General features: G+C 36.0%; 14 protein-coding genes and 1 pseudogene. 8 read left to right on the top strand and 7 right to left on the bottom strand.

What is annotated here, in order from left to right:
• Nucleotides 1-4 precede the first annotated feature (4 nt).
• From RTY06_RS11585 to RTY06_RS11600, 6 genes and pseudogenes are all read left to right on the top strand, one after another.
• Nucleotides 5-2,161 carry a glycoside hydrolase family 97 protein gene (locus tag RTY06_RS11585; protein WP_312825040.1) on the top strand — a complete coding sequence of 719 codons (2,157 nt, stop codon included), beginning with the start codon at nucleotides 5-7 and terminating at the stop codon, nucleotides 2,159-2,161.
• 36 nt (nucleotides 2,162-2,197) lie between these two features.
• Complete coding sequence (locus RTY06_RS11590; RefSeq protein WP_312825041.1) at nucleotides 2,198-3,169, top strand: SusF/SusE family outer membrane protein; 972 nt, start codon at nucleotides 2,198-2,200, stop codon at nucleotides 3,167-3,169.
• A gap of 117 nt (nucleotides 3,170-3,286) precedes the next feature.
• Nucleotides 3,287-3,877: pseudogene (locus RTY06_RS11595) on the top strand (RteC domain-containing protein).
• The gene (locus RTY06_RS16220) at nucleotides 3,868-3,960 is read left to right on the top strand and encodes an RteC domain-containing protein (protein ID WP_409450850.1); all 93 of its coding nucleotides are present in this window, start codon (nucleotides 3,868-3,870) and stop codon (nucleotides 3,958-3,960) included. Before RTY06_RS11595 ends, RTY06_RS16220 begins: the two are co-directional and overlap by 10 nt.
• Entirely contained in the window at nucleotides 3,917-4,105 is a 189-nt protein-coding gene (locus RTY06_RS16225) for an RteC domain-containing protein (protein WP_409450851.1), read from the top strand. Before RTY06_RS16220 ends, RTY06_RS16225 begins: the two co-directional genes overlap by 44 nt.
• Nucleotides 4,106-4,471: 366 nt before the next feature.
• Nucleotides 4,472-6,496: a M13 family metallopeptidase gene (locus RTY06_RS11600; protein ID WP_312825043.1), complete on the top strand. Its 2,025-nt coding sequence runs from the start codon at nucleotides 4,472-4,474 to the stop codon at nucleotides 6,494-6,496.
• A 282-nt stretch (nucleotides 6,497-6,778) separates the two neighbouring features.
• Here RTY06_RS11600 and RTY06_RS11605 read toward each other — a convergent pair whose 3' ends face one another.
• The 3 genes from RTY06_RS11605 to dnaE form a co-directional block, all read right to left on the bottom strand.
• Nucleotides 6,779-7,837, bottom strand: coding sequence for a T9SS type A sorting domain-containing protein (locus tag RTY06_RS11605; RefSeq protein WP_312825045.1), 1,059 nt, complete (start codon nucleotides 7,835-7,837; stop codon nucleotides 6,779-6,781).
• 158 nt (nucleotides 7,838-7,995) lie between these two features.
• Nucleotides 7,996-9,906, bottom strand: a complete 1,911-nt coding sequence (locus tag RTY06_RS11610) for a T9SS-dependent choice-of-anchor J family protein (protein ID WP_312825047.1) — start codon at nucleotides 9,904-9,906, stop codon at nucleotides 7,996-7,998.
• A 191-nt stretch (nucleotides 9,907-10,097) separates the two neighbouring features.
• Nucleotides 10,098-14,750, bottom strand: a complete 4,653-nt coding sequence (dnaE, locus tag RTY06_RS11615; RefSeq protein ID WP_312825048.1) for a DNA polymerase III subunit alpha — start codon at nucleotides 14,748-14,750, stop codon at nucleotides 10,098-10,100.
• Between the two features lie 151 nt (nucleotides 14,751-14,901).
• On the opposite strand from dnaE, the gene RTY06_RS11620 reads away from it, so the two are divergent.
• A complete protein-coding gene (locus RTY06_RS11620; RefSeq protein WP_312825049.1) occupies nucleotides 14,902-15,615 on the top strand; it encodes a hypothetical protein in 714 nt (237 codons plus the stop codon).
• A gap of 60 nt (nucleotides 15,616-15,675) precedes the next feature.
• Nucleotides 15,676-17,754 carry a S8 family peptidase gene (locus RTY06_RS11625; RefSeq protein ID WP_312825050.1) on the top strand — a complete coding sequence of 693 codons (2,079 nt, stop codon included), beginning with the start codon at nucleotides 15,676-15,678 and terminating at the stop codon, nucleotides 17,752-17,754.
• 81 nt (nucleotides 17,755-17,835) lie between these two features.
• Here RTY06_RS11625 and pyk read toward each other — a convergent pair whose 3' ends face one another.
• From pyk to fabF, 4 genes are read right to left on the bottom strand one after another with little or no spacing between them, the layout of a single operon-like run.
• Complete coding sequence (gene pyk / locus RTY06_RS11630) at nucleotides 17,836-19,281, bottom strand: pyruvate kinase (protein WP_312825051.1); 1,446 nt, start codon at nucleotides 19,279-19,281, stop codon at nucleotides 17,836-17,838.
• The gene (locus tag RTY06_RS11635; RefSeq protein ID WP_312825053.1) at nucleotides 19,274-19,747 is read right to left on the bottom strand and encodes an IPExxxVDY family protein; all 474 of its coding nucleotides are present in this window, start codon (nucleotides 19,745-19,747) and stop codon (nucleotides 19,274-19,276) included. Before RTY06_RS11635 ends, pyk begins: the two co-directional genes overlap by 8 nt.
• Entirely contained in the window at nucleotides 19,722-20,492 is a 771-nt protein-coding gene (gene rnc / locus RTY06_RS11640) for a ribonuclease III (RefSeq protein WP_312825055.1), read from the bottom strand. The genes RTY06_RS11635 and rnc overlap by 26 nt, the downstream gene beginning before the upstream one ends.
• 9 nt (nucleotides 20,493-20,501) lie before the next feature.
• Nucleotides 20,502-21,749 (bottom strand): beta-ketoacyl-ACP synthase II, encoded by a 1,248-nt coding sequence (fabF, locus tag RTY06_RS11645; protein ID WP_312825057.1) that lies wholly within the window; start codon nucleotides 21,747-21,749, stop codon nucleotides 20,502-20,504.
• Nucleotides 21,750-21,754: the final 5 nt, after the last annotated feature.

Raw genomic sequence — 21,754 nt, forward strand, 5'->3', positions numbered from 1 at the left:
GAAAATGAAGAAATTATTATTGCTTATTACATTAAGTTTTGTAAGCCTTGTTTTTGCACAACAGCTCCAATCTCCAGACGGAAAATTTGTGATGAATTTTTCTATTCAGAATGGAGGTTTCCCTACCTATCAACTTAAGTATAAGAGTAAAGAAATCATTAAACCGAGTAAATTGGGCTTTGAGCTGAAAACCAAAGATGCTGCTGCAAATGATGCCCGTAATTTTTTGAACAATAATTTTACCGTAATAGGTTCCAAGACTGCAAAGTTTGATGAAACCTGGCAACCGGTTTGGGGAGAAACCAAAAATATAAGAAACCACTACAACGAATTGGTTGTTAGCCTGAAACAATCTGGTACAGACCGATTGTTGGATGTCCGTTTCCGTTTGTTTGATGACGGATTGGGTTTCCGTTACGAGTTTCCTCAGCAAAAAAATCTGGTTTACTTTACCATAAAAGAAGAGAAAACACAGTTTGCGATGACGGGCGACCACACAGCTTACTGGATTCCGGGCGATTATGATACCCAGGAATATAATTATACAACGTCCAAACTTTCTGAGATCCGAGGTTTGATGGCAAAATCTTATGAAAAAGGAAATGTTTCTCAGACTTCTTTTTCGCCAACAGGTGTTCAGACTTCTTTGATGCTGAAAACCAAAGACGGTGTTTACATCAATCTTCACGAGGCTGCTTTGATCGATTATTCTTGTATGCACCTTAATTTGGATGATAAAAACTTTGTTTTCGAATCTTGGTTAACGCCTGATTCTCATGGAGACAAAGGTAAAATGCGGGCACCACGCCACACACCATGGAGAACCATTATCGTAAGCGATGATGCAAGAAATATTTTGGCTTCTAAAATGACTTATAACCTAAATGACCCAAGCAAAATTGAAAACACATCTTGGATCAAACCAACCAAATATGTAGGTGTTTGGTGGGAAATGATTTCCGGGAAAAGCAGTTGGTCTTACACAGATGAGTTTCCGTCTGTACAATTAGGCGTTACCGATTATTCCAATGCCAAACCAAACGGGAAACATGGTGCAAACAATGCCAATGTAAGACGATATATCGATTTTGCGGCGAAAAACGGTTTTGATGCTGTTTTGGTGGAAGGCTGGAACATCGGTTGGGAAGACTGGTTTGGTAATGACAAAGATTATGTATTTGATTTCGTAACACCATATCCTGATTTTGACATCGTTGCATTGAATGCCTATGCTCATTCAAAAGGGGTGAAACTGATTATGCACCACGAGACTTCCGGATCTATCAGAAACTACGAACGCCATATGGATGCAGCTTACAAACTGATGAACAAATACGGCTATGATGCGGTGAAAAGTGGTTATGTTGGAAACATCCTGCCTGTAGGTGAAACACATTACAGCCAATGGACAAACAACCATTACCAGTATGCCATAGAAAAAGCGGCAGATTATAAAATTATGGTTAATGCTCACGAAGCGGTTCGTCCAACTGGTATTGCCAGAACTTATCCAAACCTTATTGGAAATGAATCTGCAAGAGGTACAGAATACCAAGCGTTTGGTAACGACAGAAACAATCCGAACCACACAGCTATTTTGCCTTTCACAAGATTAATTGGTGGACCAATGGATTATACACCTGGGATTTTCCAGATGGACGTAACCAATGGTTCCCACGTTAATGCGACGATTGCCAACCAATTGGCTTTGTATGTAACAATGTACAGTCCGTTGCAAATGGCGGCAGATTTCCCAGAGAATTATGAGAAATTCCCGGATGCTTTCCAGTTTATCAAAGATGTGGCGGTAGATTGGGATGATAGCAAATATCTGGAAGCTGAGCCGGGACAATATATTACCGTTGCAAGAAAAGCAAAAGGCACAGACAAATGGTTTGTAGGTAATGTTTCTGGTTACAAGCCTTTCAAATCAAAAATTTCTTTTGACTTCTTGGATAAAGGCAAACAATACATTGCAACGATTTATTCTGATGCAAAAGATGCTGATTATCTTAAAAATACACAGGCTTACAGCATCCGAAAAGTGGTGGTAACTAGCAAATCAAAATTAGAGCAACTTTCTGTTCCTGGCGGAGGTTATGCCATCAGTATTATTCCGGTAAAAGATAAAGCGGAACTGAAAGGTTTAGAAACCTTGTAACAAAAACTATGAAAACTCATTTTTAACATACAAATTATGAAAACAAAAATTCTTTTTTTCGTTTTCCTGTTTGTAAATGCAGGATTTTCGTTGGCACAGTTGCCATCAACTTTGTATATTGTCGGAAATGCTACACCAATTGGCTGGCATATAGAAAAGGCTTTGGCTTTGGAAACCGTTTCCAGCGGTGTTTACAAATATTCCGGACCATTGTTTGCAGGGGCTTATAAGTTTGCGAATAATCAGAACTCTTGTTGGTGTCAGGATTTTTATGTGAAAGACCCTAATGATGCGACCAAAGTTCTGAAAAACGGAGCAGACAATCAGGGGTCTGTAAGCGCACTAGCGCAGTTTGATGTTACGGTAAATCTTAACACGATGAGCATTAATGTGCAGCAAACCTCAACTACAGCTTCCTACAAAAATTTCTGGACTATCGGTGATGCTACTCCAGGAGGCTGGAGTATGGATAGTGTTATTGATCAGAAGTTTACCCAAAATCCAAACAATTCTTCGGAATATTATTATCAGGGAAGTTTCAGTGCCGGCGAATTTAAAATCTTTATGGGAGCTTTCAATGATTTTAATGGTAGTTTCTATATGCCATTATCTAATCATCAAAGTTTTTCAAATACTGCTGCGCAGATTGTAACGGGTGGTGCTGTAGATTACAAGTGGCAAATCACGTCATCTGGTAATTATACGGTTGTTGTAAATCCGACAGCCAACAAGGTTACGATAACTCCAGGATTGATTCTTGCTGTAAATAATATAAAAGGAAAAGTTTTATCCGTTTACCCAAATCCTTCTAGTGGCAGAATTTTCATACAATCTCCAACTGGTTTCGACAACAGTCGTGCGGATATTTTCAATTTTGATGGTAAGAAAATCATCAGTTCCACTATTATAAATAATCAAATTGACACAACTGCTTTGAAAACTGGAACATATATCTTGAAAATTGACAGTAATAGTGACAGTTATTCTGCAAAAATTATTGTTAAGTAATAATTTTTTTCCATATAGAAAATTTAATTATTTATGATATAAAAGTGGAGGCTTACCTCCACTTTTTTTGAATGTAATATAAGATATAATCTTTGAAATATTATAAAATGTTATAAAATGTTAACGAGATACTATGAAATAATTGAATCGCTAGAAGGGAAAATTTCTGATCTTAATTTAGAAATAGACAATCCTATTGTTTTATCCGAAGAAAGCATAAAGCTGGAGCTAAAAAGCTTATCTGCATTAAGGGATTTTGTGCTTCAAAGAACATTCAAAAACGAACAGGAGGAAATTTTGTTTTTCAAAGAGCTGAAACCACAGATACTTTCAAAGCTCATTTATCATAATTCCGTGTTGAAAATTGAAACAAAAAAACCAAACGGAGGAGAAAAAATTATCCGGAAATATTATGAGAACCAATTAGCCAAACTCAAAATTTATTTTGAAAACAATCTGGACTTCTATAAATATTACAGGACAGGAAGCAGTTATTTAGACCAATATTATTTTGTTCGGGGTAAATATGACATAAACTAAATTTAGAGACTTATTTTTTTTGAATCCGATCATTCTTTTAATACTTCATATGATTATAAAGTAGCAAAAATCATTACCAATGACCAATTACAGGTTTATCTGGAAAATGAATTAGCGGAACTCTATAAAAAATATACCGATAACAATTCACAACACACTTGGCTCTAAAATGGACAGCTCCTAAAGTTTCATTAATAGAATTGATGTATGCGCTCCATTCCGAAGGGGGTATTAAACTACGGAACAGCTGATTTAAAAGATATTGCAGAATGTTTTGAAATAATATTTGCAATTGATTTGGGACAGTATCGCAGAACATTTTTAGAAATTAGAGGAAGAGTAGAAATACTAATTCTGGATCTAGTTCTACTTCTGGGATTCCGGGGAGTAAACTGATTGCTAATCCAGTAATAACCAAGAATATGGGATAGGCTATTTTCATTTTTTGGTAACCATTACCATCATGAAAACTGAAAACAACAAGGCTAGTATCAATAATAAATTATGATGCATCTGTGTAAGATTTGTAGTGAATTAAGTTGTAAAAATATCATTCTATATATTAAAATCATATATATCTAATCAATTAATTTAAATAAATAATTTAGTGGAAATTATTTTGGTTTAAAGCTTTAATTATTAATAGGTTTATAAAAGATTTATGACAATAAGCCTTAATTTTAAACCTTTAATTTTTTTAAAGTGAATTTGTAACAAATTCGATTTTAAAACTACAAATAGAACAAATATTTTTATCAAAAAATGAAAAAGATCTCTATTACAGCATTAATGTTGGCTTCTTTTGTAAGTAATATTTCTGCTCAGTCTAAGCAACAAGCTTTGGAGCTTAATTATATGGATACTTCTGTTCGTCCTCAGGATGATTTTTATAACTATGTCAATGGAACTTGGATGAAAACTGCCAAGATTCCTGCAGACAAACCAAGCTGGGGTTCTTTCACTCAGTTGAGAGAAACTACAGACAACAATTCTCTTGGGCTTTTGGATAGCATTCTGAAAGAAAAATACGAAAACGGTTCCGAAGGGCAGAAGATACAAGCGCTTTATCAGACTTATATGGATATGAATAAGCGTAATGCAGATGGTCTTAATCCTATAAAAGGTGATCTTGCTAAGATTGATGCGATTAAGAATCTTGCAGATCTTCAAAAGTATCTTATAGATGCAACCAAAAGAGGAGATAATTCTTTATACGCTTGGGGGGTAGATGGCGATCTTAAAAACTCTAAGATGAACGCAGTTTACCTTGGTGATGCGTCTTTGGGACTTGGTAGAGATTATTACCAGAAAGAATCTCCTAAGAATGCAGAAACTATCGAGGAATACAAAAAATATGTAGCTCAGGTTCTTACAGAGGTTGGTTACAAAAATGCTGATGTTGTAGCGGCTCAAATTGTAGCTTTTGAAAAGCAAATCGCATCAACATTATTGTCAAACGAGCAGATCCGCGATTCTAATTTACAATACAATCCTAAAACTTTACCAGAACTAAAAGCATTGGTAAAGAATGTTGATCTTCCAAAATATCTCGCAGCGGTAGGTGTGAAGACAGATAAAGTAATCATTGGGGAACTAGGTTATTATAAAAAACTGGATACCTTCCTTACTGAGAAAAATATCCCTTTGCTAAAGGATTATTTGAAGTATAATTTAGTTTCAGGAAGTGCCGGTTATCTGGATCAAAAACTGGATGATATGAGATTCAACTTCTACAGCAAGTATCTTCAAGGTCAGCAAGAGCAGAGAGCGCTTAACAAGAGAGCGCTTGGTTTGATTAATGGTGTTGTTGGGGAAGCTTTTGGAAAGGTTTATGTTGATAAATATTTCACACCAGAAGCTAAGGCGCAGATGTTGACTTATGTAGATTATCTTAAGAAAAGCTTTGCTGTTCACATTAACGGATTGACTTGGATGTCTCCGGTAACTAAGGCTAAGGCATTAGAAAAACTAAATAAATTCACAGTTAAGATTGCTTATCCAGATACTTGGAAAGATTATTCTAAACTGACGCTGAAATCTGAGAAAGATGGCGGAACACTTTACGCTAATCTTCAAAATGTTTCTAGTTGGCAATATGCTAAAGAATTAGAAAAAATAGGAAAGCCAGTGGATAAAGCAGAATGGGGGATGTCTCCACAGACTGTGAATGCTTATTACAATCCGGTGAATAACGAGATTGTTTTCCCAGCGGCAATCTTACAGCCTCCTTTCTTTAATCCTAATGCAGACGCTGCAGTTAACTTCGGTGGGATAGGAGCTGTAATTGGTCACGAGATGACGCATGGTTTTGATGATAGTGGTGCTCAGTTTGACGGTGATGGAAACCTAAAAGATTGGTGGACTGCAGAGGATAAAGCCAACTTCGAGAAAGCTACCAAAAGCTTAGCAGCTCAGTACGATACTTACGAACCAGTAAAAGATGTACACGTGAATGGAACTTTCACCAATGGTGAGAATATTGCCGATCTTGGTGGGGTTAATATCGCTTATGATGCATTGCAAATGTATCTGAAAGATAAAGGGAACCCAGGTAAAATAGATGGCTATTCTCCAGATCAAAGGTTCTTCTTAAGCTGGGCAACTGTTTGGAGAACTCTATCAACGGAGAAATATTTAAGCAACCAGGTGAAGACGGATCCGCACTCTCCGGGATTCTTCAGAAGTTTTGGGCCTTTGGTGAATACGGAAGCTTTCTACAAAGCATTCGATGTGAAGCAAGGCGACAAGCTTTACAAAAAACCAGAAGAAAGAGTGAAAATCTGGTAAGACCAGAATGATAATATTAATACAAAGTCCTGTGAATTTCACGGGACTTTTTTTGCTTGAATAGTTGGTGACTATTTTCTAAATAAATATAACCACTTATAGTGATGTTTTGTATAAGCATTACGAGGTTTCTCAATGATTTTTATTTAATAATTTAAGGGTTTTGTAGGATGGTAAATACATTATAGATATTTAATGTTTTACAATTAGTTAAGCTTTTTTTTAGTATAAAAAAATCCCACTCAACTGAGTGGGATTGAATATTAGAATAATTCTAAAACGTTACTTTTTGATAAATTTCTGAGAAGAAGTTCCTTCTGCAGTAGTTGTTTTCAATAGATAAACTCCGTTTTGTAGATTTCTAACATCTACTTGGTTGTCTATGAGTTGTGCATTTACGGCTTTTCCAGAGATATCAAAAACTTGAACCGCATCGATTTTTGCATTGGTATCAAATTTTAAGAAATCTGTAGTAGGATTAGGATAGATTCCAATATTAGTTTTTGTATTTACTACGTCATTAACTGCTAAAAGATCAATAGTATTAGTGGCTTTTAGTGAGATGTTGTCAAACAATACTGTTGCGGCAACTGTGTTAGCTGTAACGGTTGTATTTGGAACAGCTTGCACTTGTATATTAGCTAGATTTGGGGTTGCGCCAACGCCAGCACCTTGATAGAACTCATCTAGAATTATAGCACCTGTATCTTCGTTGACAATTTTGTAAGCAATCTCACCAGTTACAGAATCCCAAGCGAGTCCAACTTTGTACCAAGTATCTGCACTTAATGCTTGGTTAAAAGTGAAGCCCCAGTTTCCGACTTCTCCAGTTCCTCCATTGATTTCAGCTGGGTCAGAATAAGCGATTAGAGTGTGTTGCTTTGTGGCCATATTCAATGCGAAGCCTATTACGCATTTATTTGCTGCAGAGCCATCCCACAAGTATATTCTGCCTGTGTTTTGTGAAGTTGTTGTAGGGCCACTGTAAACATCAAACTCGTATACTAATATGTCATTGCCTGGGGTTCTTGTTCCCCATACAGAAACTAATTTATCATTCTGGTTGATTTGTTTTGTTCCTACAGTACTCGCAGACCCGAGAATAGACAATACTTTGCCATGAGCTGCAGTGTTGTTTACTACTTGGAAATTACTAGCGGCAGAGTTGGAGGCGGTAGTGGCAGCAGTTATGTACCAGCCGCCTTGTCCAGGTGTAACGCCAGTGATGTCGGTCCCTAAGTTGCCTAGGGTTGCAGCTTCGAAATTATCAGTAAAAACATTTTGTGCAAATGCTAAACTTGATGCGGTTGCCAATAGGCAAGAAAATAGAATTTTTCTCATAATATTAAAAATTTATTAAAACTGATACGAATATAGTGCAAATTATCTATTTAAAAAATGATATTAACATATAAATTGATTGTAGTGTGTTGATAATGTAAAAAAAAGTCGCTTCGGTTATAGACCGAAGCGACTTATGTATTTGCAATTTTAAAGAATTATTTTTTTATTGCTTTGAAAGTTTTAACACTTCCATCTTCCATTTTAAGGTTTACAATATATAAACCAGATTGTAGGTTAGAAAGGTTAATTTCGGAAGCTGGAGAAAGGGTTTTAACTTCTCTTCCAGAAATGTCATTTACAGAAATTGATTTAACTCCTTTTACATTAGAAATGTTAAGCACATCTGTGAATGGGTTAGGGTATACGGAGATGTTTGCTTTGTTGATGTCTGATACTGCTAATGTGCCAGAAGGAACAACTTCTATAGTGTAATCTTCCGCTTGTCCGTACGCTGCAGTTGCAGGATTTGTACAAGGGTTTGCAATGTTTGCTATTGCAGTAGCAGAAGGTGTGGCTCCAGCATAGAAAGCTTTAACCCTCATACGAGTTTTACCAAGTGTTGCAGTTGCGGGAACGTTAAAGGTTTTGGTTTTAACTCCAGTAGTTCCAACACCGGTACTTGCGTTGTTTGTGAAGAAATTGCCAGTAGTTGTGAAAAGACTTTCATCTGCATCTGCAAAGTCTCCATCATTATTCCAGTCAATAAATACTGAATAATAGTGTGTAAATGCACCTCCGGTATTTGAGTTTACGCTAATATCCGTTGTACTACCTTGTTCAACTTTGAATTCCTTAGTAAGGAAAGCTTCGTGGCTAGCTGCGCCAGTTGTTGAGGCTGATGATGTATTAGCAGTGTTGTACTTCATGTTAACATAGCTAATAGGCTCTACTGTAGAGTAAGTCAATGGTCCGCAATATGGGGCAAAAGGATTTATTGCTGTGATATTGTTGATAGAGCAACCAGTAGCGGCACCGTCTGCGTTGACAGGAACAATTTGGAAGTAGTAAGAACCGACAGTAACATTGGTTATATTAACTGCTAAGTTAGCTGTAGTTCCTAATTTGGTCAAAGCAGTTGCTGATGTTCCCCAATATACATCGTAGGAAGTTGGTGCGCCACCAGTGGTTGGAGCTGACCAAGATAACGGCACGGTACCAGCTGTTACAGTAGCACCATCGGCAGGTGTTACGTTGCCTGCGCATCCAGGAGGGGTGGCTGTTTTTGTAGTAAATGAGAATACAGAACATCCAGTTGAAGAGCCTGCTGTATTCTTAGGGACAACACTCCAATAATAGGTGGTGTTTGAAGCTAATGAAGTTGTTAAAGTATAGCTTGTACTAGTGGAGTTGCCTACTATAGTCGTAGGATTGGCAGTTGTTCCCAGATAAACGTCATAAGATTCTGCTCCTGCAGCTGCAGCCCAATTGAGTACTGTTCCTACATTAGCTACGCCAGTTGCTGCATTAGCAGGTGTTGTCAATGTTGTACAGCTAGGTGCAGTAGTTTCAGGTGATTTTACGACAACATCATCAATTGAGATGTAATCCATGTCTGTTACATTGTGATGTCTAAAAGCAACATAAATTGTTTGACCAGCAAGACTACTTACATCAAGAGTTCTGCTATATTGAGTTCCAAGATTGTTAGGATCGTCATAAGTTTCTGAGAATTGAACATTAGAAGCTTGTAAAGAAGCTATGTCACTTGCTGTTCCTACATAAACAGAATAGTGCTCGTTATCCCAAGCTGCTGCTGCGCATTTAACTTTCCAATTCAAAGAAACAGTACCTGTAGCGGCTGTCAAATTGATAGCGGGAGAGATAATCCAGTTGTCTGGAGTTAGTGCGCTAACCTGCCATGATCTTGAGATAAGCGAAACGGGAGTGGTTGGGTTACCGCTTGAATCTGGAACAAAAAACATGTCTGCCCAGTTCCTACCATCTCCGTCAGAGTCGATACGCGTCCAGTCGGAAACGTCTTCGTCATCAAAGTTATCCGAAAAGTAAGTTTGAGCATTTGCGCTCATTCCTAATGCAATTAAGCAAGGGAGTAAAAATTTCTTCATAATTATTTTAATTGTAAAACAAATATAATAATAGTTTTTAATTATTTTGTGGTTATTTGTGTTTTTTTTAAAATAAAAAAGTCTTATAATTATTTTTGTATTAAATTTTTGTGGTTTATTTGATTTATTTAATAAAAAAAGTCAAATTAAAAATAATTTGACTTTTCATGTTTTTGGCTTTTTCGTGATGTTTAATTCAGAAAAACTTCATAATTATTAATCTGATGGATGACTTCCAATAGATTTTCATTAATATTAATCTTGTGTTGCATAGAAACTACTTCCAAAACAGATTCGTCTTCGGGATTTTTGATAAAGAAATTAAGCTTTTGTTCGCCTTGATTTTGAATGATGTTTTCTCGGAAGAACTCGATGTCAGATTTTCTAAGAGAATCTAGCGGAACTACAACAGATAAACTTTTAGCAAATCTTTCAAACGCTTCCTTCAGCTCCAGAACTTCATTCACATTCACGAAAACACGGCCATCTTTTCCTTGCGAGTATTTGATTTTCATTATGACAAATCTTTGAACTTCTAATTTATCTTTCAATCGCATATAATCTCTATCTCCTAATCGGAAAGAATAAGAACCAGTATAATCTTCCAGCATAACAAAAGCAACTTTTTCTCCACTTCGGAAGCCGTCTGCAACACGATATTCGGTAATCAGTCCAGCAACTGTATATTCTTTAGTATTGTCTTTTTCATTCATTTTGTCTTTCCAGCTTTTCTTCTCTTCAAAAAGTTCTGCTGTTTTTGGAGGGAAAGCCAAATCTTTAAAAGCTTCCACTTCATCAAGATTCAAAAAATTGAAGTTTCCTTTTGGTTCTGCCTTTTTCGTAGATTCTTCGACGATTTCTTCCTCAAGCCCAGAGTCATCAGAAACTACTATGTCTGGAACTTCCTCATCAGGAGAACTATCTTTTTCTAAAATTGGAGCAACTTCTTCCAAAACAATTTCTTCCTTCTTTTCTTCCAAAACTGCTTTTTTAGACAAAACACCTTGCATAAATTGGAATTGATATTTGAACTCGTCCAAAGGATGTGCAGAAAGATAGAAACCGATGATTTCCTTTTCTTTATTAAGTTTATGCATGTTTGGCCATTCGGCGCAAGGCGCTAGTTTTGGCTGCTCAATTTGAACTTCCTCAGCAAAATCAGCAAAAAGCGAATTGTCCATTTCGTTTTTACTATCTTGAAAACTTTGCCCATATTTGGAAAGTCTTTCGATATTGGTTCTTCCGGCTTGGTCGATATCAAAATACTGTCCTCTGTGATAAGAATCCAATTCGTCAAAAGCGCCAGCAATTACTAAACTTTCCGCTACTCTTTTATTAACCTGTGAAGATGGAACTCTCTCAAAAAAGTCATAGATGTTTTTGAATCTTCCATTTTCACGGATCTTCGTAATCGCCTCACTAGGGCCTTCACCAATACCTTTGATGGCGCCTAATCCGAATCTGATTTGCCCTTTTTCATTCACAGAAAATTTATATTGAGATTCATTCACATCCGGCCCCAGAACGTCAACGCCAATTGCTTTGCAGTCCTCCATAAACATCGTGATGGAAGCTGTGTTGTTGATGTTATTGCTCATCACACTCGCCATATATTCTGCGGGATAATTGGCTTTTAAGTAAGCAGTTTGATAAGCAATCCAAGCATAACAAGTAGAGTGGGATTTGTTGAAGGCATATTCTGCAAAAGCTTTCCAGTCATTCCAAATCTTTTCTAATCGTTCTTCATTAAGGTTATTTTTTCTTCCACCTTCTATGAATTTCGGATACATTTTATTAAGGACATCAATCTGCTTTTTACCCATCGCCTTTCTCAAAGTATCGGCTTCACCTTTTGTAAAATTGGCGAGTTTTTGAGACAAAAGCATTACCTGTTCCTGGTAAACTGTAATTCCGTAGGTTTCTTCCAAATATTCCTCAAGTTCTGGTAAATCGTAAATGATTTCCTCAGTTCCGTGTTTTCTGTTAATAAAGTTTGGGATATATTTAATTGGACCAGGACGATACAAGGCGTTCATTGCAATCAAATCGGCAAATACGGTTGGTTTCAGTTCTCGCATATATTTTTGCATTCCTGGACTTTCATATTGGAAAATCCCGATGGTTCGTCCTTCTTTAAATAATTGATAAGTCTTGGCGTCATCCAACGGAATTTCATCTGGATTAATATCAATTCCGTGACGTTCTTTCACGAGCTTTACCGCGTCTTTTATAATGGTCAAAGTTCTTAATCCCAAGAAATCCATTTTCAAAAGACCAGCGTCTTCTGCCACTGAGTTATCAAACTGAGAAACCAAAATCTCTGCATCTTTCGCTGCAATCGTAATTGGTACCAGATTACTTACAGGTTCTGGTGTGATAATCACACCGCAAGCGTGAATTCCGGTGTTTCTGATACAGCCTTCCATTTTTTTGGCGCTGTCTAAAACTGAAAATCTTGAGTCATTTTGGTCGCTCAAAATAGCCTTCATTTCATCAACTAATTGTTGGTCTTCTGGCTTAAGCTTGTCATATTTGGTTAAGGCTTTTGCGATGTTCATTCCCGGACTTGGTGGAATTAATTTTGCAATCATATTGGTTTCCGGAATCGAAACATCCAGAACTCGACCAGCATCTTTAATTGCAGATTTTCCTCCTAAAACAGAATAAGTAATAATCTGCGCCACTTGTTCCTGACCATATTTTTCAACTACCCATTTGATAATTTTATCACGACCTTCGTCATCAAAATCGATATCAATATCGGGCATCGAAACCCTTTCTGGATTAAGAAATCTCTCGAAAAGTAAGTCGTATTTAATAGGGTCAACATTGGTGATTCCGATACAATAAGCAACCGCAGAACCTGCAGCCGAACCACGACCAGGACCAACCCAAACACCCATATTTCGAGCCTCGTTACAGAAATCCTGAACAATCAAGAAATATCCTGGATAACCTGTGTTGGCAATAACTTCCAATTCGAAGTCTAAACGTTCTTTAATTTCAGGAGTTATTCCTGTGTCTTTATATCTTCTGTTTGCACCTTCGTAAGTCAGATGTGTTAAGTAAGCCATTTCGCCTCGTTTTCCGCCATCAATGTCATCTTCTGGATTAACAAATTCTGCAGGGATGTCAAATTTCGGAAGCAAAACATCACGCTTCAAAGTGTAGGGTTTGAACTTGCCCAAAAACTCTTCGTAAGCTTCAAAAGCGTCTGGATAAGCAAGAAAAGCTGCTTTCAGTTCTTCTGCATTTTTGATGTAATATTCATCGGTTGTTAAGCCTTTTCTTTTTCCAAAGCCTTTTCCAATAGGTGTTGATTGTTTTTCGCCATCTTTGATGCAAGCTAAAATATCCTGAATTGGGGCATCACTTTTATTGGTATAATAAGTCTCGTTCTGAGCCAGAATTTTCACATTGTATTTATCGGCAAACTGCAGTAAAACCTCATTCAAGTGCTCTTCTTCTGGTAGTTTGTGATTTTGGATTTGAACATAAAAATCATCGCCAAATTCCTCTTTCCACCACTGGAATAATTCTTCACCTTTTTGTTCTCCAATATTTAAAATCGTGCTTGGAATGTCGCCGTTGATTCCAGATGTTAAAGCAATCAAGCCTTCTTTATACTGAGCTATCAATTCTCTGCTGATTCTCGGAACACCAAAATAAAATCCTTTCTGAAAACCAATACTTGATAATTTGACCAAGTTTTTATAACCATTGAAATCCTTCGCCAACAAAACAACCTGCGTTCTTCTATCAGGGTCATCTTTGGTAAATTGTTTTTGCTCGTATCTGTCCGAAATATAAAATTCTGAACCAACAATTGGAATCAATTGGCTGGAGTCCGGTTCTTCTTCATCGAAAGCTTCACCTTTTTCTTCCGCCTCTGCTTTTTTCGCTAAATATTCTTTATGCTTTTTAGAAACAACCGAATTGGAACCTTCAACCGCAGTAACAAACTTGAAAGCACCCATCATATTTCCGATGTCAACAATCCCGACAGCCGAGAAGTTTTCTTCTTTAGCTTTAGTGATAAGGTCGTTGATATTGGTAGTTGCCGTCAAAGTTGAAAATACAGTGTGATTATCAAAATGGAAATATTTGCCCAAATCAATCTCATCAATGTTGGTGATGTCAACCTGTTTCTTTTTGTTGTTGAAACTTGCGACTTGCCTTCTGATAATAATTCCGAAAGGTTTTATCGGATTTGGATTGAGAGCTTGAAATTCTTTTAATTGAGCATCACTGATTTTCAAAACCTCAGTTGGAATCACGCCGATTCTCATCATTTCGAAGAAAACCTGCGCTGTTGCATTTACGTCGGCGGCGGCGTTGTGAGCTTCGTCGAATTTGTGTCCGTATAATTTTTCGTAAAGTTCTTCTAACTTTGGAGATTTGTATCTTCCGCCACGTCCACCTTCTAGTTTACAATAATCTGTTCCCAGAATCATGGTGTCAGCTCTTGGTTTTTCCTGAAGATTATCTTTGATGTTTTTTCTGAAAAATTCTGCACCAACAATGTTGTAATCAAATTCAACATTGTGTCCAGAAACCACTCTCACATTTTCCAAAGCTTTAGAAAATTCTTCCAAAATCTCTTGCAAATCACGACCTTCTTCATTCGCAATTTTTGTTGTGATTCCGTGGATTCTCGCTGCGTTGAAAGGAATGTCATAACCTTCTGGTTTGATGATGTAATCTTGGTTTTCGATTAAGTTTCCATTGTCATCGTGGATTTGCCAAGCAATCTGAACCATTCTTGGCCAGTTGTCTGAATCTGAAAGTGGAGCGTTGAAATTTTTGGGTAAACCAGTGGTTTCGGTATCGAAAACTAAATACATCTACATAGAAATTTTTGTAAAGTTAGTGTTTTAAAAAAGATAAAAAAATAGCTTTCAAAGTGGAAATTGTTAATTCCTCATAAAAAAGTTAATCCTGGTTAAAAGTCTTTATTGACTAACAATTAAAATTAATTTTGATAAAAAATAACCTTTGAAAAAAATTTTATTAATTACTTTTTTACTTATTCCGCTCGTCATTTTTTCTCAACAGATTAATGGAAGAATTATATCTGATTCTGTTGCTATCAATGAGGTTTTGATTATTAATGTCAATTCTCAGCACAAAACTTATTCTAATTCTCAAGGGCAATTTAGCATTAATGCTAATATTGGAGATGAACTTCGTTTTGTTAAATTAGGCTATGAGCGTAAGACAATTAATGTTAGTAATTATAATGAGTTGCTCATTAATATTGTAAAATTAGCAATTGAAATCGAAGAAGTGGAGGTTAACAAAAAACTGTCTGGAAATCTTGCTTCGGACTCAAAACTATTTAATGAAAATAAGAAAAAAGTTACACTGAATAACGATTTAAGAGTCTATTTCAAAGCACCTTCAAGCGAAGAATTGTTGAAGCCCAAACCCGGAGAGTTTGTACAACCAACAAGCGGAGGTATTGGTTTTGGAGAAATTAAAAATAAATGGAAACTTCCTGATCTTGTGGAGTGGATTAGAGAAAATCTGACAGATAATTATTTTATTTCGATGGGATTTGAACTTCCCGAAATTAATTCGTTTTTGTATTATTCTCTTCAAAGCTTCAATACATTTTATATTTTGAAATATGGTTTTTGCAGTGATAGAGATGTAGCCAATTTAAAACTCCATTTTGAATATTCATTTAAGAAATTCAAAAATAAATAGTTAACACTTTTAAAACTAATATGAAATAAGTATTTTTTATCTTTGCAAAAAGTTATTAAGATGAAAAAAATTTTATTCAGTGTAAGTTTTTTAGCGACTTTTTATTTTGCTAATGCTCAAGACTTAAAACTTAAAAATGAATTCACTCAGCAAAGATTAAATAATGAGAATAAATTAGATTCTTATTTTTCAAAATCCACTGCAAAATATTCTCAAAAAGAAAAAGACAGCCTTAAAAAGAATCTTGCAGGTTTTGCTGCAGGTCAGATTCCCGTTTTTTATTCTATTGAAGAAACTAGTGCCAATGCGACTGCAAATATTGATGAGTTGCAAGCAGGAACAGTTTCTGGAATCTCATCCCCGGTAACAGGTAATGGAATTAAAATAACAGTTTTTGATGCTGGCCTTATTCTAAGTAATCACGAGCAATTTGCAACTGGAAGAGCAATTAATAAAGAAGATGCAAGTCAAAGTCAACACTATCACGGGACCAATGTTAATAGTGTTTTGATAGGAAACGGACTGGCTACAGGTGATTTCACTCAGTCTAGTGTCTCTTACCCAAAAGCTAATGCAAAAGGAATTTTGCTACAAGGAACAGTTGATAATTATATGTTCGGTACAACAGCTTTAGGAAATAATTATGAAAAATTGTCTAGCTTACCGGATCTCAATATCTCCAATCATTCCTACGGAACCAATTATGGCTGGAATAAACCAAATTCATCAAATACTTATTATTGGTACGGGAATTATGATTTGAACCATACTGATACCTATGCAGGGGCTTATGGTGGTAATGATTATAACTTTGATAAAATAGTCTATTCTCAGCCACAACAGATTATAGTTAAGTCAACTGGAAATTATTATAACGTAGGACCCAATGCGAATTCTGTAAAGTATAGATATAGTTTTACATCTAATAGCTGGGTGGTTTTTGGTGCTAATGATGAGGTTCCACCTGCTAACTGTAGCCAGGGAAATAACTGTATTTACTTTGGATCTTTGGCTAAGAATATTATTACTGTCGGAGCTGTTAATCAATTGACAACTACTAATCATAAATATACTCAAGCTAGTGATGTTGTAAAAGGCAGTTTCAGTAGTGCTGGTCCAAGAAAAGACGGTGCTGTAAAGCCTGATTTGTCGGCAGTAGGAGTAGATATGATTATGGCAAATTTTTTAACTACCAATCCAACTGCTACCAATCTTTATGTCGTTAATTATGGAACTTCTTATGCCGCTCCGATGGTGACAGGAATTGCTGGCGCTTTAACTCAAATTGAAAGAAATATTACAGGAAACAACAGTTTTATTTTCAATGCTGATGAGATGAAAGCTTTACTGACTCATACAGCTAACGAAGCCGGAAGACCTGGTCCTGATGTTTGGTATGGTTGGGGATTGGTAGATGCTAAAAAAGCCGCTCAGGTCTTGGTCAATAAGCTTACGGAAGATTCCTATCTTGAAAAAAATAATCTGACTACAGGAGTTTCTTTTACCAAAGAAATTAAAGCAACAGGAAATGAGCCTTTGAAAGTTAGTATTTCTTGGATTGATCCTGCAATCACGCCATTCACAGATGATATAGATTTCCAAAATAATCATACTTCTAGAATTGTCAACGACCTTGACCTTAGAGTCGTAGAAGTAGGCTCTGGAACAACTTATTATCCTTGGAAATTAGATATTAATGATCCAAATGCCAATGCTACGAAAGGTGATAATACAGTTGATAATGTAGAACAAATTGTTATTGATAATCCTGTAGCAGATGGGATTTATAAAGTGGTTGTAACAAACAAAGGAACTCTGGTTGATCAAGATGGGAATTCTGCGACTCAGGATTTTGCTTGGGTGGCAACAGGAACTAAAAAGATAACTTTGGCTACGGATAACTCTACTAAGGATGAAGTGAAAGTATATCCAACAAAAACGAAAGATTTCATTAATATTACAGCTCCAAATGATATTGAAAGAATTGCTCTTTTTGATATGAATGGGAAACTGATATTAGAAAATAGCAAAGCTTCAAAATCTCAAACTATTAGTTTAAATCAATTCCCCAATACAGTTTACATTATTACTGTAAAAACTAAAATAGGAGTTGTTTCTAAGAAAATTATTAAAGAATAAGAGATTTAAATTTAATCATTTAAAATAAAAAAAGACACCAAAGTAATAATTTGGTGTCTTTCATTTTTATATAGCTTGAAATTATATTGTAGATAATCTCAATGTGTTGGTTTTTCCACCGTTGTGAACTGGCATTGCGTTCAAGTTGATTACAAAATCACCTTGCTCTACAAATCCGTAGTTATGTGTCAACATATTCACTTGGATTACAGTTTCGTCTGTAGATTTTTCCATATCGTAGAAGAAAGCTCTTACACCCCAAAGAAGATTCAGCATTGTAATCACTCGCTTATTATTACTGAAAACAATGATGTGAGAAGATGGTCTGTGTGCAGAGATTTGGAAAGCAGTGTAACCAGAACTAGTCAAAGTTACAATAGCTTCAGCACCTGTAGATTTTGCAACATCAACTGCAGATCGACAAACTTTATCTGTAATAAAACGCTCATCTACACAGTTGATTTTCTCTTCGATAACGTGATTTAGTTTTGAATAAAGCGGAGTGCTTTCAATATTCTTAACGATCTTTGCCATATTTTTGATCACATCTACAGGATATTTTCCAACAGAAGTTTCTCCAGAAAGCATCACAGCATCAGCACCATCTAAAACAGAGTTAGCAACGTCATTTACTTCCGCTCTTGTAGGCGTTAAGCTGTTAATCATTGTTTCCATCATTTGAGTCGCAATGATAACTGGTTTTGCATAAAGTCTAGCTTTGTTTACCAAGTTTTTCTGGATAACAGGAACTTGCTCCATAGGAACTTCCACACCTAGATCTCCTCTTGCAACCATTAGACAATCGCATTCCATCAAGATTTCATCGATGTTTTTGACACCTTCTGGTTTCTCAATTTTAGCAATGATTGGGGTTTTAGTTTTGTTAGTTGGATGTTTTGCCATCAATTCTTTCAAATCAATGATGTCTTGAGCGTGACGAACGAAAGATAATGCAATCCAATCAAACTCGTTATCTAACATAAAGTTCGCATCCTCAATATCCTTTTCTGTAAGAGCTGGAAGAGATACGTTTGTATTAGGAAGGTTAACCCCTTTTTTAGAACTCAATGGTCCACCTTGGATTGTTTTCGCTTTTACTGTATCAACATTATTTGTTTCAATAACTTCAAAAACCAATTTTCCATCATCAATCAAGATTCTTTCTCCAACTTTTACATCTTGAGGGAACTGTTGATAAGTCATATAAACTTTTGTAGAATCACCTTCAACCTTTTCATTAGTAAAAGTAAGAACATCTCCAGGATTAAGGAAAGAACCTTCTTTTACAACACCAACTCTAAGCTTTGGACCTTGAAGATCTCCAAGAATAGATACTGAGTAGCCATATTCCTTGTTGATCTCACGGATTGTATTGACATTTTTCAACACCAATTCGTAATCGGCGTGTGAAAAATTTATTCTGAATACGTCAACACCTGCTTGGATCATTTGGATCATCGTTTCCTTGTTGGAAGATGCTGGTCCTAGTGTTGCAATGATTTTTGTTTTTTTTAGGTTTTTATTCATAATATTGAATTAATTGATAAAGTTCTTCGTCAGAACTCAATGGATATTCTTGAATTTGGAATACAAAATTTTCCGGAAGCAAAATTAACGAAAATTCCGCAAACATATCGGAATTCGTCAAGATGTAATCCGCATCACTATGCAGATTTAGTAAAAATTTAACATTCGATTCATCCGAAAAAAGTTGATTTTGTACTTTTTTCTCAACAGATGTAATCGATTTGTTGGAAATGAAACTGAAACAATTTTTTGAAGATTGGTCGTATGCCTGATAGCGCGAGAAAGAATGGTCGAAATATTCGCCTTTTATTAAGATGTCATCAACTCTTTTGAACTTAAAAGCATTGATTTTATTAATGAAAAAAAACAATTCGTGTTCTGGGATTGGTTTGGCAAGTCTAATCAATCCGACGTTGATCTCCGATAGATCTTCTTCTAGTTTAAGATACTGTTTTTTGATTTTCAATAATGTTTTCTTTCTTACTCAAAACGTAAAATGCTCTTTGGGCTGCTTTTTCTTCTGCTTTCTTTTTAGAAGTTTCTACAGCATTGGCAATTTTTTCATTGTGTAGCCAGACATGACAGCGGAAAACTGTAGCTTTATTAGCTTGGATTTCTTCGCAGGTTTCATACTTGATGGGAATCTTTTTTTTCTGACTCCATTCTAGTAAAAGACCTTTGTAGCTAATGATTTTATTCTCCAACTTATTAATAGTCGAAGGCGTGAGAATCCTGTCAAGAACTATTTTCTTACAGAATTCGTAATCGATATCAAGATAAAGTGCACCAATCAAGGCTTCCAAAAGATTTCCGGAAATATTTTCACTTAGAATGGTCTGACTAATGTCTGCTTGTAAAAGACTCGTTAGTTTAAGATCATCTCCTAGTTTATTTAGGTTCTTCCTATTGACGATTTTGGATTTCATTTGTGTGAGAAATCCTTCATTTCCGTCTGGATATGTCTGAAAAAGATGACAAGAAATAATGGTTCCTAAAACAGAATCCCCTAAAAACTCTAGACGTTCGTAATTTTTTTTATTCGTGCTTTTTGAAGAAGATTTTAATGAAAATGCTTCTTTAAAAATTTCTAAATTATGGATTTCGTATCCAACAATTTTAGAAATGTTTTTGCGAAAAAGAATATCTTTTTCCGAAAGTTTTTGTGCTCTGTTTTTTGGAAGGAATTTAGAAAAATAACTTTTCAACTCCATAAAAACATTTTATATTTTTTTGAAAAGAACACAAGCATTATGACCTCCAAAACCAAAAGTGTTACTCATAGCAATTTTAACATCTTTTTCAACAGCTGTGTTGAATGTGAAGTTAAGTCTGCTGTCGATTTTTTCATCGTCAGAAAAGTGATTGATTGTTGGTGGAACAATACCATGTATAATCGTGTGTAAAGCAGCAATAGCTTCGATAACACCTGCAGCACCTAAAAGGTGACCAGTCATCGATTTTGTAGAATTGATCTGAATATCAAATGCGTGTTCTCCGAATAATTTTGCAATTGCATTAGATTCTGCGATGTCTCCTAGTGGAGTAGATGTACCGTGCATATTGATATGATCTACTTCATCAGCAGTTACACCAGCATCTTCTAAACAATTTTTCATTACCAGATAAGCGCCAAGACCTTCAGGATGTGGAGCAGTCATGTGATGTGCATCTGCACTCATTCCGCCACCCGCTAATTCTGCATAGATTGTTGCTCCTCTTTGTTTTGCGTGTTCATATTCTTCAAGAATGATACATCCTGCACCTTCTCCTAAAACAAATCCATCTCTGTCTTTGTCAAAAGGTCTTGAAGCTGTTTTGGGATCGTCATTTCTTGTAGAAAGTGCATGCATTGCGTTGAAACCACCCATTCCACTAGCTGTAACAGCAGCTTCTGATCCTCCACATACAATAACATCAGCTTTACCTAAGTTAATAAGCATTTTAGCGTCAATCAAAGCATTGGCAGATGAAGCACAAGCAGAAACAGTTGTGTAGTTAGGACCGTGGAAACCATATTCGATAGAAATATTTCCTGGTGTGATGTCTGCAATCATTTTTGGAATAAAGAAAGGGTTGAATCTCGGAATTCCATTAGACTCAGCAAAACCAAGAACTTCTGTTTCAAAAGTTTCCAGTCCACCGATTCCTGATCCCCAGATAACACCTACGCGATCTTTATTCACATTATCCTCAATAAGTCTGCTGTGAGCGATAGCTTCTCTTGCGGCAATCTGTCCGAATTGAGAATTTCTATCCATCTTCTTCGCCTCTTTTTTATCAAAATAATTAAGAGGGTCGTAGTTTTTTACCTCGCTTGCAAACTTAGTTTTGAAATTAGTGGAATCAAAAAGAGTAATAGGAGCAGCTCCGCTCTCTCCCTTTTTTAGGTTTTCCCAGTATTCTTTCGCATTATTTCCGATTGGTGTAATGGCGCCAAAACCGGTTACAACTACTCTTTTTAATTCCATAAATT

Source organism: Epilithonimonas sp., from assembly GCF_032055105.1.
In the GTDB taxonomy this organism is placed as follows: Bacteria; Bacteroidota; Bacteroidia; order Flavobacteriales; family Weeksellaceae; genus Epilithonimonas.